At 49.9% G+C, this 13,695-nt stretch carries 12 protein-coding genes and 3 pseudogenes; 13 read left to right on the forward strand and 2 right to left on the reverse strand.

The window, feature by feature from the left end:
• Window positions 1-141: helix-turn-helix domain-containing protein (locus HK11_RS12725; protein WP_143216376.1), on the reverse strand; the 141-nt coding region annotated here is incomplete at its 3' end.
• Between the two features lie 57 nt (window positions 142-198).
• Entirely contained in the window at window positions 199-588 is a 390-nt protein-coding gene (locus tag HK11_RS09195) for a hypothetical protein (RefSeq protein WP_086555062.1), read from the reverse strand.
• A gap of 181 nt (window positions 589-769) precedes the next feature.
• Between HK11_RS09195 and HK11_RS09200 the strand changes: the two are divergent.
• The 13 genes and pseudogenes from HK11_RS09200 to HK11_RS09265 form a co-directional block, all read left to right on the forward strand.
• Window positions 770-1,612, forward strand: a pseudogene (locus tag HK11_RS09200) (IS630 family transposase); the annotation flags it as partial.
• Window positions 1,613-1,851: 239 nt separating this feature from the next.
• Window positions 1,852-1,974: pseudogene (locus tag HK11_RS09210) on the forward strand (IS5/IS1182 family transposase); the annotation flags it as partial.
• Between the two features lie 289 nt (window positions 1,975-2,263).
• Window positions 2,264-3,265, forward strand: a complete 1,002-nt coding sequence (locus HK11_RS09215) for a tetratricopeptide repeat protein (RefSeq protein WP_086555064.1) — start codon at window positions 2,264-2,266, stop codon at window positions 3,263-3,265.
• 10 nt (window positions 3,266-3,275) lie between these two features.
• Entirely contained in the window at window positions 3,276-5,648 is a 2,373-nt protein-coding gene (locus HK11_RS09220) for a TonB-dependent siderophore receptor (protein WP_086555065.1), read from the forward strand.
• Window positions 5,649-5,654: 6 nt separating this feature from the next.
• Complete coding sequence (locus HK11_RS09225; protein ID WP_086555066.1) at window positions 5,655-6,338, forward strand: Fe2+-dependent dioxygenase; 684 nt, start codon at window positions 5,655-5,657, stop codon at window positions 6,336-6,338.
• 259 nt (window positions 6,339-6,597) lie between these two features.
• Window positions 6,598-7,344 (forward strand): tonB-system energizer ExbB, encoded by a 747-nt coding sequence (gene exbB / locus HK11_RS09230; RefSeq protein WP_086555067.1) that lies wholly within the window; start codon window positions 6,598-6,600, stop codon window positions 7,342-7,344.
• Between the two features lie 5 nt (window positions 7,345-7,349).
• Window positions 7,350-7,838 carry a TonB system transport protein ExbD gene (exbD, locus tag HK11_RS09235; RefSeq protein ID WP_086555068.1) on the forward strand — a complete coding sequence of 163 codons (489 nt, stop codon included), beginning with the start codon at window positions 7,350-7,352 and terminating at the stop codon, window positions 7,836-7,838.
• On the forward strand, window positions 7,835-8,701 hold the full coding sequence (locus HK11_RS09240) for a TonB family protein (protein ID WP_369822945.1): 867 nt from the start codon (window positions 7,835-7,837) through the stop codon (window positions 8,699-8,701). Before exbD ends, HK11_RS09240 begins: the two co-directional genes overlap by 4 nt.
• Before the next feature lie 45 nt (window positions 8,702-8,746).
• Window positions 8,747-9,256 carry a Fur family transcriptional regulator gene (locus tag HK11_RS09245; RefSeq protein ID WP_086555069.1) on the forward strand — a complete coding sequence of 170 codons (510 nt, stop codon included), beginning with the start codon at window positions 8,747-8,749 and terminating at the stop codon, window positions 9,254-9,256.
• A 712-nt stretch (window positions 9,257-9,968) separates the two neighbouring features.
• The gene (locus tag HK11_RS09250; protein ID WP_233133410.1) at window positions 9,969-10,781 is read left to right on the forward strand and encodes a helix-turn-helix domain-containing protein; all 813 of its coding nucleotides are present in this window, start codon (window positions 9,969-9,971) and stop codon (window positions 10,779-10,781) included.
• Window positions 10,782-11,142: 361 nt separating this feature from the next.
• On the forward strand, window positions 11,143-11,718 hold the full coding sequence (locus HK11_RS09255; protein ID WP_143216377.1) for a hypothetical protein: 576 nt from the start codon (window positions 11,143-11,145) through the stop codon (window positions 11,716-11,718).
• Between the two features lie 8 nt (window positions 11,719-11,726).
• A complete protein-coding gene (locus tag HK11_RS09260; protein ID WP_158092809.1) occupies window positions 11,727-13,250 on the forward strand; it encodes a PepSY domain-containing protein in 1,524 nt (507 codons plus the stop codon).
• A 40-nt stretch (window positions 13,251-13,290) separates the two neighbouring features.
• Window positions 13,291-13,695 (forward strand): annotated as a pseudogene (locus HK11_RS09265) (hypothetical protein); the annotation flags it as partial.

Below are 13,695 nucleotides of genomic sequence, written 5' to 3' on the forward strand. Positions count from 1 at the left end.
CGACCGATACTGCGAAATCCAGTGGCTCAGCGTTGATTTGCCAATCCCCAGATCCGCCGCAACCCGTGTCCTTGACAAACCGCTGCCAGCGCAATTCTGACACGCTTCGTGGCGAAACTCTTCTGTCTGTTTCAATGCCATGGTCTCATGCCTTTCCTGTTGAAAGCTTTAAACGCTCAGTCAACCGGCACAAAACCGTCACAAGTCCAATAGGGTCCGGGCAAGATTCATCGCTTCATCCTGACTTCCGACAAGATGCATTGGATAGCCCCAGAACTTAATAGACTCTGTGGCAAAGGGCTCGGCAGCCAATCGCTTCGCCGCATCGGACTCGATATGGATCGCCCCCTTGACGTAAGTCCGGAGCGCTTCCTTATGTCTCTTCATCCAAAGCGTTGTCTGTTTTCGTTCCTCATGCGAATGCTCATGTGGACTGGCCATGTCGAGTCCTTCATCATTGATGAGAACGAAAGGTTGCTTGCGAGAAAGCAATTTCTCAAATCCGGCAAAAGGCGGCACATCGGGATCAAGAGCTGGCACCTTGAACCAAAGCCATACAATCGGAAATTGTGAAACATCGGCCTGCATGTATAACTCCCCAAAAAACGCACAGCCTCACAGCTCTGCAACATCATGATGCTTGGCATCTTAACGACGGACACCACTGACGACATTCCTCAATATTGCCAAATAATTTTGCATTTCCGCCAATAGCCCGGACTCAATCAGGCTACAGCGTGTCGTCAGTTAAATCCTGAGTGAGGCGCGTGCACGGCGCCTTTTGTCACTGGCTGCGGTGCGCGACGGTGTCAGCCGAGGGGACGCGGCACGGATTGGTGGCATGGACCAGCAGGCGGAACTCTCGGCATTGTCCGCTGGCGCTGCGTTGATCTGAAGCGGGTGATTGAGGAACGCTTTGGCGTCTCGTATCACGAACGCCACGTTTCCACTCTTCTGAAACGACTGGGTTTCAGTCACGTCAGCGCACGCCCCCGCCACCCGAGACAGGATACGTCCATCATGGACGCATTCAAAAAAACTTCCCGACAATCCTGAATTCCCACACCGGCCATCTGCCGCGCGACAAACGGATCGAAATTTGGTTCCAGGACGAAGCGCGGATCGGGCAAAAGAATGGTGTCGTCCGTCAATGGGCCAAACGAGGATCCCGGCCACGCCAGCCAGCCGACCAGCGCTATGCCAACGCCTGGCTGTTCGGGGCAATCTGTCCCGCACTTGGCAAGGCCGCAGGTCTCGCACTCCCGTTTATTGGCACGGACAGTATGCAATTGCACATCTACGAGATTTCGCGCTCCGTGGCCCGGGGAGCCCATGCCGTCCTGCTCCTTGATCGGGCGCCATGGCATACGACCACCAAACTCAGGCTGCCGCGCAATCTCAGTCTGATCTTCCTGTCGTCGCGTGCTCCCGAACTGAACCCGGTCAAAATGTCTGGCAGTTCCTCTGCGCCAACTGGCTGGCAAACACCGTCTTCCATGACATGGACCACATCATCAATGCTGCTTGTAACGCGTGGAACAATCTCGTCGCACTCCCAGACACCATCCGTTCCATCGGACTAAGAAAATGGGCTCATAAAGGTCAAACATGATAACCGTTGGTATTATGTGCTGTTGCCAACCGTATTGTGAACCGGATCTTCAGCGTTCTCAAACGAGGAAAGCTTTACGAACTGCGGGACAGGGAGGGAAACAGTATCACCCTCTGTGAAGCAAAAGCCATCATTCTGGAGCGCTATACTGTTGGAGAAAACATCAGAGCAGGACGCCGTTCCAACCGGATCGAAAAGACCCTTTGAAACCGGAAAAATTGCTTGCGCTCTCGGTACAAGATCACGTCTCCATCGACCGGAAGTTTCGGTTCATCCTGAAATGGAAGACAACGGATGCCGCCGCCAGTGATGGCGCGCGATTGAGAGAGGGGCTGCTGGATAAAGCCAATATGGCCTCAACCAACGATTCTTCGATCCCTCCACATTTTTAAACCGATGGGTACCCCACGAGTCAGATCAAACAACCGTTGGTATCAGTTCTCGGTGAAAATCAACACTCCACGTATTTGCGTAACAAAGCCGGCTATCCTGACAAACTCATGTCCGAATTGAGCAACTAAAAGACCAGATTGCGGGATTGGAATTTTTTTACGGAAGAGGCAAATATGCGACTGATTCGCATTATCGGAATCATAGCTAATTCCAATGTCAGAGAAATTTGTGTGAGGTAGTGGTAGGATTTTTTGCGAAATGAATTGCAAGACAAACACCTATCAGTCGCGATTTCTTGTGAAAGTCGAACGAAGACAAGTAACAAGTGATGAGTTGCGTAATATTCTAAAAGCGTCACCACGTGATGCTGCGCGCTGCGTGTTGGTAGCTGCTGAATCGGGGATGCCTGGAGCACAAATTGTGTATGGGCAAATGCTTCTTGATGGTCAGGGAGTAGATAGAGACCATGTAGGCGCATTCATGTGGTTTGAGAAGGCCACAAAAAGCGGTGATCCTGAGGCGTTGAACATGATTGGGCGTTGCTATGAACAAGGCTGGGGTGTCGAACAGAATATGACATTGGCAACAGAATTTTTTGAAAAAGCATCTAAATATGGACATCTTTGGGGGCAGGTTAATTTTGCTCAGATGTTGATGCGGCGCAATGATCCAGACAACTTCTCTCGTTGTATAAGCATGTTTCACAACGCAGCTGTAGTCGGCTCCGGTAAGGCGCAACTTAAAGCCATGAACTCTTTGGCGCGAATGTTGGAAGAAGGATGGGGATGTAATGCGGATCCTGAGCGTGCTGCCTTTTGGTACATTCAAGCTGCACGCCGCGGGGATCATTGGGCTCAGTATAATATTTTCACAATTCTTTACAAAAAAAATAAAAAACAAGAAGCCATTTCGTGGCTTAAAAACGCGATTTCGATCAGTGACAATGGTTTTCGACGTCGTATTGCTGCTCTGCTGCTGGCTCGACCTGAGGAAGACTTGCGCCGGCAAGGACTTGATGCACTGGCGCTATGTGCGGAAGGCAAGTTGCCTGAAGACCTCTATGCATATGCTGTAGCGCTCAATGACGGAGTGGCGGGGTCGCCTGAACCACTTAAAGCGCTGTTATTTTTTCGGGAAGCAGCTTCTGCAGGCCATCCAAAAGCCACCTTACATCTGGTGCAATCAAGTAAACCACAAAATGCTTACAGTTTTTTGCGAGTAATGAACGCTGCCATACATCGTTTGCCCTTTTTTGCATAAGGACAAGAACATGAGACGTATTAATCTTTCAAGCACTTCACTTACAAAAGTCGTAGCATCTGCTGGTCTTGCAAGTGGTTTGTTTTTTGTTGCAACGTCCGAAGCTGACGCGCAGAAAGCATCGCCTTCTTTTGGGCATCCAGATCAATCGGACGAAAAAAAGACAGCTCAGCCTCTTAATGTAGCTCCAATAATGCTCCCAAGTATTAAGGTTGGTGGAGAGAGTCATTCTAACACAAATGTTTTAAACGGCGATCTTGGATTAAGTCGGCTACCAGACTCCCTGCACGACACACCTCAGACTGTGGTCGTTATTCCCCATGTCATGATAGAACAACAGCAGGCGACGACAGTAAACCAGGTGCTTTCTTATGTGCCAGGCATTACGGTAGCTACCGGAGAAGGCAACGGTGGAATTAATGGAGATCAATTCCGTATCAGGGGTTTTGATGCCTCAGGTGACATTTATGTCGACGGGTTGCGTGATTTCGGATCATACGTCAGGGATGATTTTACTGTTGAAGATGTGGAAGTTATCAAAGGGCCAACCTCCGCAAGCTTTGGAAACGGGTCGTCTGGGGGCGTCATTGAACTAAAAAACAAGAAAGCTCATTTGGGAACAGAATATAAAGCAGATATTTCAGGAGGTTCAGGACCATATGGGCGTGGCGTAATTGATATCAATCAGCAGATCAATAACACCACGGCATTTCGTCTGGTTGGCATGCTTCATGGTCAAGATGTCGTCGATCGTAACCATGTTTATTCTGATCGATGGGGTATTCTTGCATCTCTTGGTTTCGGTCTAGGAACGGATAATCAGATAACTTTTGATTATTTTCATCAATATAGTAAGCGACGCCCTGATTTCGGTGTTCCCATTCCTCAGGGTAATCTAGTTTCCGGTGCTATGGAACCAGTTACAGAAGATGGTGTATCTCGTTCCACATATTTCGGTCGTGATACTGATCGTCAGACACAGAACGCGGATGTTCTTAGCGCGCACTACCGGGGTAAAATATCTGATTGGTTGACCATCAATAACGACACGCGTTTTGGTGTATATTCTTACGATATGCGATTTACACCTTCGAAATGTCAGGGCGGCTTTAGTTATCCGACATATCAATATGATTCATGCCAGTTGGACGTCGCACAAGGAAATCTCAACACGCCTTATTCAATCTGGTATATGCCTGGCAATGCTCAGAGAAGCTATGGAGGTGAAAACGTTACTACCGTACGCGCAAATTTCAATACATTTGGTGTAAGGCACGAGCTTATTGCAGGTGTGGATGTCTATTCTCAACATACCTCTTTTGATTTCTATAATTTTGATCAAACTACCGGTCCAGCAGGAACGTTGATTAACCCTATCTATCATCTGTCTCAAAAGCCGTCAGTATCCAAGCTGCATGCAATTGATGCTACCAGTTGGGATGTAGGTCCGTTTATAAGCGATCGGTTCTGGGTTCTCAAAACACTTTCGTTCTTGGGAAGCGTCCGATGGGATCATTATCAAGTTAAAGGACGTACAAATAATGGTTATCCTGGTGTTCCGATGTTACCTATTCACTCTTCATCGGAACTTGCTAGTCCCAGAGGCTCCGTAATCTGGCAACCAGATAAGCATCAGAGCTATTATTTTAACTTCGCTCGCGGTTTTACGCCTGCTGGAAGCAATATTACCTCATTCAGTACGAGCAACGGTATTCAGGCCGGAGGTCCCAGTCCATCGCTCAAACCCGAAACGAGCTACAGTTATGAAGTTGGTGCAAAATTTAATGTCCTTCATGATCGTTTGGGCCTGACGGCTGCGGCGTTTCGGGTAGATAAGAATAACGCTAGTTATACAGATCCTACGACAGGAATGCAGACGAAAACCGGTGAGAGCGTTACCGTACAAGGATTTGAAGCCGGTCTAACTGGAAGAATTACGCCAGCATGGGATATGCAAGCCTCTTATACTTACATGGACAGTAAAATCACAAGTTCATCTGGGGGCGGGTGGTATTATTCCGCAAGTGCTGTCGGCAATAGGGCACCATATGTTTCTCGTCACTCGCTCTCTCTCTGGACAACTTATGATATAAAATCATTGTTTGCTCATGTTCGTGGGCTTTCTCAAATGCCAGGCTCTCTTGTTGTTGGAGGAGGTTTCAATTACAGGTCTGCGTATTACGTTGATGATGCCATGCTTATGCGTATTCCCGCTTATGTAAGTGCGGACGCGATGATTTCATATGATCTTAGCCATTATCACGCTGCGGTAAATGTACAGAATCTGAATAATGCTCTGGCATATTCATCAGCATTTAGTAGCGGTTACGCAACTCCCGTCGCAGGACGTACAGTCATTGCCACATTCGGTATAAGGTTTTGAAGAGCTATGCTGGTCAAAATACCTTCTCTTTTGTCCACTGAAGAAGTTTCCTTCGTGCGCAAGATTATGTCTGACGCAGAACTGGTAGACGGTCGCGTTTCTGCTGGAGAACTGGCAGCAAAAGCTAAATATAATTTGCAGTTGGAAGAAGGATCTGCTGCTGCCCGGGAAGCTGGGGATGTTATCTTGCGCGCTTTAGGTAGAAACGCTTTGTTTAACAGTGTAGCCGTTCCGCTTCGAGTGCTTCCTCCAATGTTTAATCGTTATGATGTAGGGATGAGATTCAGTGCTCACGTTGACGGTGCTATCCGCGCTGTACCAGGCGCAAACATGAGAATGCGCGCTGATCTTTCCTCAACGCTATTTTTGACAGATCCAGAAGATTATGATGGAGGAGAACTACTAATAGAAGATGATTATGGAATTCAGGAAATTAAACTTCCAGCTGGCGATATGGTAATTTATCCGGCAACAAGCCTACATAGTGTTAGTCAAATTACCCGAGGTTCACGTTGGTGTTCTTTTTTCTGGACTCAGTCACTTGTGAAGGAAGATGGACTTCGAAATATTCTTTACAATTTGGACTGTGCTATTATTGAAATACGTAAATCTTTGGAAAAAGAAACACACGGTGTTCTTAAGTTGACAAATGTATATCATAACTTTCTTCGAAGATTTGCAGAACTATGACCACACATTCCAACGATCATTGCATATGCTATTTTTTTACATGATTAATAATGATGCTCCATGTTTGTCGTGAGTCTGATATCAATATGGCAACGTTGGCTGACTGCTTTGATGCAGCTAACCATGACAGGGTTTGGCTAGTCGGGTAGAAGTAAATCACCCTGATTTTTTTGTAAGTTATTCTTTTTATTCCTCTCATCGTGACTGTCGTCTGCCAGATCCGTGCGTGGCGCAGACCGTCTTCCAAAGGAGGTCTCTCATGACCGATCTTGCGCCTATTTCCTTTTCCCCGTGGGACATGTTCCTCAACGCCGGTCCCGTGGCCCGCTGCGTGATGATCCTGCTGACTGTGGCCTCTTTGCTGACCTGGACAATCTTCATCGCCAAGTCGGTCGAACTGCTGCGCGTGCGGATGAAGCTGACAAAAGCCGAACAGACGCTGGAGCAGGCCAATACGCTGGACCTCGGCGAGAAAGGCACCCGTCAGAACGGTATCGCCCACACACTGGTCATGGCGGCCGAAACCGAACGCAAGCGCTCAGCCGACATCCCGGATGACAGCGAGGGGCTGAAGGAGCGCATTGTTCTGCACCTTGAACGGCTGGAAGCCACTGAGGGCCGCAGGCTCATGCGTGGCACAGGCGTGCTGGCCACCATTGGCGCGACGTCTCCTTTCATCGGCCTGTTCGGCACGGTGTGGGGCATCATGACCTCATTCACCGGTATCGCGGCCAGCAAGGCGACCAGTCTCGCCGTAGTCGCGCCCGGCATTGCCGAGGCCTTGCTGGCGACTGCGCTGGGGCTGGTGGCAGCCATCCCGGCCGTGGTGATCTACAACCATCTCGCCCGCCAGACCGCTTCGTGCCGGGCGCAGGTGGCGGACCTCACCGCGTTGGTCATGCGTCTTGTCTCGCGTGATCTGGGGCGCATGCAGGCGCTGACGGCCAGCGGACAGGTGGTGCGGCTTGGCGCCTCGCGCGACAGCCGTTCGGTGGCCGGGGAGTAAGCGGCATGATCCGCATCCGCCACACCGATGAGAACCCGCACGAGGCGAGCGAGATCAACGTCACACCGTTCATCGACGTGATGCTGGTCCTGCTGGTGATTTTCATGGTCACCGCCCCGCTGACCACGGTGAACGTGCCGGTGGACCTGCCGTCCTCGACCGAAAAACCGACCCCGCGCCCGGATGATCCGGTGTTTCTCACCGTCAAGGCCGATCACGGTCTGGCGCTGGGTGAGGATGATATCAGCACCGATGCACTTCCCCGAGCGCTGGAAAGTGCGACCAAGGGCAACAAGGACGAACGCATTTTCCTGCGTGCCGACAAAACCGTGGATTACGGCACGCTAATGGGCGTGATGGATAGACTGCGGTCTGCTGGATACCTCAAGGTCGCCCTGGTCAATCTGCAGGGACAGGAAGAAGGCAGTGAAGCTGGCTCCATGCCTGTACCGTCCGGCAACGCTGCTGTGCTGGAATCCGGAAAAACACCGTGAGCAGCACCGCGGACATGGTGCAGGGTGAGGCTGTCGAAAGCTCCTCCATGTCCTTTGCCGACTGGCAACGGGGGCAGTTGCGGCAGTCCAGGCGCGAGGACACGATAAGATGGGGCCTGTCCTTCCTTGCCGTGTTCGCCGTCAGTGGCGGCGCGGTCTGGTGGATCATGCGGCTGCCCCCGCCGGTCATGGCCGTGCCTGAACCGCCACCGACTGCGATTGCCATCGATATGGCCCCGGAACCGGTCTCCACACCAACCCCACCCACCAATCTGCCACCGGGACCGCAGCAGACCCAGTCCATTCCGTATCCGGCCCCGGTCGAACCGCCAAAGATCACCGCTCCGCCGTCACCCGCGCCTAATCCGCCAGTGCCAGTTCCCAAGCCCGAAAAGCCAAAGAAACTGGTCAAGAAACATAAGCCAGTGCCGATACTCAAGAAGCCGATCCCGGACAAGACGCCACCAGTCGAGGCCACGACCGCGCCGCCATCCTCAGAAGCGCCTCCAGCGCCCGCACAGGCCGCTCCGGCTCCCGGTGCGTCGTCTTCAAAAGACTCGCACGACCCGGTGACCTGGCAGGAGGCTTTGCTGGCGCAGCTTGAGAAATTCAAGCGCTACCCGTCCGACGCCATGGCCGATCATCAGGAAGGTGTGCCGATCGTGACCTTCTCCATGGACCGCAAGGGTCATGTGCTTTCTGTGACACTTTCCAGCTCTTCCGGCCATCCGCTGCTGGATCAGGAAGCTATCGCTCTCCCCAAACGCGCCCAGCCGCTGCCCATCCCGCCGGACAGTGTCGCGGGGGATCCCATTACCCTGACGGTCCCTGTCGAGTTCTATATTCATTCCGGTGGGAACTGAGGTTTCTGCCGTTTCCTTATCTCTGGTCGTGACAGGATCAAAACCATGCTTGCTTTCTCCGAACATCGTCGCTCTTCGCCATCCCTGAAAGAACTCCGCCCCGGCATGGGCGCTAGCCGTAGCGCAGTGCGCAGGCTGGAAGAACGTAGCGAAGAAGTCGGCATCAAAATGACCGATCTGAGACGCATCCTGTTTCACGGTATTTTGGAGGCTGGCCCACGGGCAACAGCGGTAGAAATTTGGAAAACACTAGGGCAAATCATGGAGCGTGGGCACGTCCCTTCACAGGGTTCGATCCAGCGCAATCTGAGTCTGCTTTTGGAGCGGGGTATCCTACGTCGCGATGTCACGCCTGACCGGCAATGGCTCTACAGTGTGACCCCTGAACGCAAGGCGGCGGTCGCGATTACCTTTGTGGAAGTCGGGACGGGGCGGAAGATCGACTGTCACGCACCTGAAGTCGCAACTCTGCTGCGCCGGGTAGCGGCTGAGCACGGACTGACCGTGCAGGATGCGGCGATCACAGTGTCGTCGAAGAGCGAGCTTGACTTGTAATTTTTTTGACCCGTGTCCGAAGCTACGGCCACTTGCTACTCAATCATGGGGCGGCTGCATATGCGCACCCGCACACCCTTCTCGACATCACAGCGGATGGACCATCTCTCTTAGCGTCTCGGCCAATTACTCACACTCGGGCTCTGGGGCCGATATATCCGACTTTCTCGGGGTTGATAACTATGAATGTGGCGTATTAGACGACGCAGGCGATTATGAACTCCATGGTCTGGCAAGCGGCTTGTTCAGTCAGATGACAATGGCAACCAAGTTAGATCGGGCTGTGCCATCAATATAGGGCGACTTAAAGCTAAGAGCTGGAGGAGGTCTATTGAACATGCTGGTAAATTATAATCCACTCTGGGCGCAGAGTAGTTTCATGAGCACGGTCGTGTAAAACCGATAGTCATGGGAGTTGAAGTCGTTGACCATTCTCGAACGCTTAGAGTTAAACAGACCCTGTCGAGTTCAGTATCGAAACAGGAGAGAGGCATATAACGATGATTGTCTGATGCAACCGGCAAGTAATCGAGTGCATCGTAAAGATTTTTTGAGAAACTAATACATAAGCCCCACTCAGCGGGAAAAAATTGCAAGCACATGAAGGTAAACGTAAGGTGGTGCAAATTTCTTCGCTTGATTGCATCTGCGTGATGTAAACAGAATATAGCTCATTCAACTCCGAAATATGTTCGAATAACTGAGGCCACCTGTGGTAAATATACCAGAAGCCGATCTAGAAAATCACGATCCTCATAAGATACCGAGAGCGATCGCTGCGGTTGGAGTGGATCTTATCTCTCGAGGTTTTGAACAACCGATGCACGCACATCGAAAAGGTCAAATAATGCTCGCTATAAAGGGGCAGATAACCTGTCACATAGACAGTGGTTTCTGGATGGTTCCTCCTAGTTGTGCTTTGTGGATTCCTGGTGAGATGCACCATAGCGTCCATTGCAGCGGTAATATCGAACTTTACATTCTATTTGTTGATGAAGAGGTGATCACAAATTTACCACAAAACTGCTGCACGTTCTCGGTTTCTCCTTTGCTAGAAGAATTGATTGCCGAGGTGTCCCGTCTACCGCCGCTCTACGATACGGCTGGAGCGGATGGCCGCCTTGTTCAAACCATGATTGACCAAATTGTAAAAGCACCCGTCGAGTGTCTTCATTTACCCACACCGTCCGACCCGCGGCTTAAGCAGATTGCAGCAGGCCTCATGAAAAACCGCGCCGATCGTCGGACGATTGGCCAATGGGCCCGCACATTGGCAATGAGCGAGCGAGGTTTGTGTCGGCTCGTGGTTGCCCAAACAGGCATGAGTTTTGGTCGTTGGCGTCAGCAATTCCATATTATGTTCGCAATCGAGCGATTGATCGAAGGCTGCCCTGTTCAGGTTATCGCGCATGAGCTCGGCTACGAAAGTTCCAGCGCATTCATTACCATGTTCAAGAAAGCTCTTGGTCAACCTCCGCGCCAGTATCTGAGCTCCCGGCGCGCTTCAGCTAAGATAGACCGTTAGCTGTCAGGTAATCTGGTAGCGTCAGCGCAAAAATTACCGATTAGCGCGCAGGGTGCTGCTAAGCGGACGCCGGCATTGAACAAGGGGCCTGAGGTGGCTCTAATGTTTTGTAACACTCGAGATGTGGCAAACACGTTTTCGTAATGTATTAATCTTGCCAAATTGTTGTGCATGATAGCCAAAATACATCCTAGAGTTCGCCCAATCTTTATGAACCTGCTACGGCTGAGAAAGATATTAAGTGCATAGTCTTGGTTGACTCGTTTTCGTAGAGGAGTCTGGCTAGTGCCGCAGTTCAGGTAATCGACTTTATAATACAGATAATCTTGAAGAAGTATGTCAATGAGTGGTGACGGATATTATGTTCGAACAGGATGATTTTGGTGTAATATTAGGATTGCTGGCCAACTTCGTTGCGATCTCATTTCTAAATATCGAATATAGGATAATATCACAACAAGTGGTTTTCAGAATAATATCTTTTATTGTTCTGGAATTTTTATCGTTGTATCTAATGATTGGTGCTCTTGGCCCAGTTCTCGGCGTTCTAGTTGGGGTCATAGGATTTTGCCTGAGCGGGTTCAGTCTTGTCATTGTCAATGTGGATTATCGACCAAAGAAACCTTTGCTACGTCGTTCAGCAGCTAAGTCCGTCCGTCTCTTTTCTAGAACGCACATCTGGAGAGGCTCGGTAAGAGGATTATCAGCACTTGTTGTCGCGTCTCTAACAGCATTATTACTAAGCGCTGCTTATGCGAGCCTGCCGCTGGGAACTCGACTTGATCGGGTTGTAAATGGAGTTTTAGTTACTCCCTTTGTTTGGGTCGCCCTGGGTTTATGGGTAATTGGTGATCAACATATCCGACGACCACTTCTCTCTATGGTCGTCTTATGCATGTTCGCAGGGTTCATTATCTTTCTGAGGGCTTTTGTATGAGTCGGCAATTGCGTAAACCTGTATTAGCGGTAATTTGGCCTTTTAGACGATGGCTTGCTGCGATAGTTGCCGCACATTCAGCGCTCGGTTTACTCTGCGGAAGTTTTATGTATCTTGTCGCGCTCAGTGGCAGTGTCGCATTGTTCTCCGATGAGATCAGATGGTGGGAGCAGCCGTTTTTTCCGGTCATGACAAGTCTCAAATCAGGATCGATCGATGTCGCTGTTGCTGATCTTTCGCACCAATATCCTAACCTTTCTCATAAATTAGTCTTAATTCATCTCCCAACATCGCGGGAGCCTTATACGACTATCGCGGTTGGCGAGCATAATGCCGATGGCAGCAAAGGCTGGTATATCAGTGCGGATGGACGTTTAGTTGCGCCGGTCAAGCATGAGTTTTCCGAGTTCATTGTGGCGTTACATACTAGTTTGATCATGGAGCATGGGGCAGGAAGGATGCTCGTTGGTATTATCGGGATCGCATTTCTTTCGCTCATCATGTCCGGAATTTTGGCGCAGACGCAAATATTTAAAAATGCGTTTACTCTCCGTGTCGGAGGAAACATCCAGCTTCAAGCTATAGATTTTCATAATCGTATTGGAACATGGGGTGCGCCTTTCTTTCTTCTTATGGCGCTTACTGGTAGCATTCTGGGTCTTTTTTTTGTGCTGTTAAGTGCTCCAGCGACTACCGCTTATAGAGGCAATATCATGCAGGCTTTTACGGAGCTTGCTGGTCCCACATCAGGACATGGACTACACACATCTCCGGAGCCGCTCTCAATGCTGCTTCATCGTATCATTATAGATGAGCCGGAATCTGAACTCAAAAGCGCGGCAATTACTAATTTCGGGACTATTACTGAGCTTATTCGTATCACCGGGGTATCGAAAAATGACGGTATAACTCCCATGCAGATAGTGTTCGATGGACGTGGTCGAAAACTGTTTGACTCCCGTATCAACAATGGTGGAGCTTCTCAGCGTTTTTTGTGGTTTCTACAACCAATTCACTATGGTTCTTATGGAGGTCTTATTATCAAAACTGTGTATTCTCTTTTCGGATGGGGACTATGTTTCATGACATCTTCTGGCATGCGAATATGGTTTGCTCGCCGATCAAATCGAGGGGTAGCGGTACCTAAGCTGGAAAGGTTATGGGATTCGATCTTATGGGGTCAGGCTTTCTCACTCTGCATGGTCGCTATTGTCGCGTTATTTCCGGACATAAAGATAACATCAGGGATGACTTGGCTAATTACGAGCATCGGATTAGGTGCGCTTTCGATTATGATGCGTAATAGAGAACGATTAATGACGTTTCTTATGTTTATGGGCTCTTGTGCGCTTTTTTCCACTGTTATTATTCATGCTATAAAAATATATCGGTATTCTTCAATTGTATGCGACATCGAAATTATGGATGTTATACTTTTATTGATTGCCTTAATAATGGGGGCGTATGCATTTATCCGATGCTTTTCTCCTTTATTGGCGAACAAAACACTGACGTGCCCCCCGAAAATGTAACCATTTAAAAGTAGAGTCCGATCGAGAAGGATACGGACGAATGAAGCGCAGTCGTTTTACGGAAGAGCAGATCATAGGGATCCTGAAGGAACAGGAGGGTGGGCTGAAGGTTTCTGATCTTTGCCGCAAACACGGGATCAGTGATGCGACGTTTTACAAATGGAAGACCCGCTATGGTGGTCTTGAGGTATCCGAGGCCAAACGGCTGAAGGCGCTGGAAGATGAAAACATCCGCCTGAAACGTCTTCTGGTGGATGCTATGCTGGATAATGCGGCCCTAAAGGAAATCGTTGGAAAAAAGTGGTGACGCCTGTCGCGAAACGGCAGGCGGTCCGGGAAAATGAGCGTCTTCGCCTGGAAAACCGTGTCCTGCGGGAGGAGAGGGAAATATTAAAAAAAGCCACGCAGTTCTTCGCGAGCCAAAAGACGTGAGGTTTGCGTTTAT

The organism is Acetobacter sp. DmW_043, assembly GCF_002153485.1.
Classification (GTDB): Bacteria; Pseudomonadota; Alphaproteobacteria; order Acetobacterales; family Acetobacteraceae; genus Acetobacter; species Acetobacter thailandicus.

Bases quoted from the DNA above. Each gene is read 5' to 3' on its own strand.
- HK11_RS09215 (WP_086555064.1), top strand. From the start codon at position 2,264: ATGAATTGCAAGACAAACACCTATCAGTCGCGATTTCTTGTGAAAGTC.
- exbB (WP_086555067.1), top strand. From the start codon at position 6,598: ATGACCGATCTTGCGCCTATTTCCTTTTCCCCGTGGGACATGTTCCTC.
- HK11_RS09245 (WP_086555069.1), top strand. From the start codon at position 8,747: ATGCTTGCTTTCTCCGAACATCGTCGCTCTTCGCCATCCCTGAAAGAA.
- HK11_RS09225 (WP_086555066.1), top strand. From the start codon at position 5,655: ATGCTGGTCAAAATACCTTCTCTTTTGTCCACTGAAGAAGTTTCCTTC.
- exbD (WP_086555068.1), top strand. From the start codon at position 7,350: ATGATCCGCATCCGCCACACCGATGAGAACCCGCACGAGGCGAGCGAG.
- HK11_RS09220 (WP_086555065.1), top strand. From the start codon at position 3,276: ATGAGACGTATTAATCTTTCAAGCACTTCACTTACAAAAGTCGTAGCA.
- HK11_RS09195 (WP_086555062.1), bottom strand. From the start codon at position 588: ATGCAGGCCGATGTTTCACAATTTCCGATTGTATGGCTTTGGTTCAAG.
- HK11_RS09255 (WP_143216377.1), top strand. From the start codon at position 11,143: ATGTTCGAACAGGATGATTTTGGTGTAATATTAGGATTGCTGGCCAAC.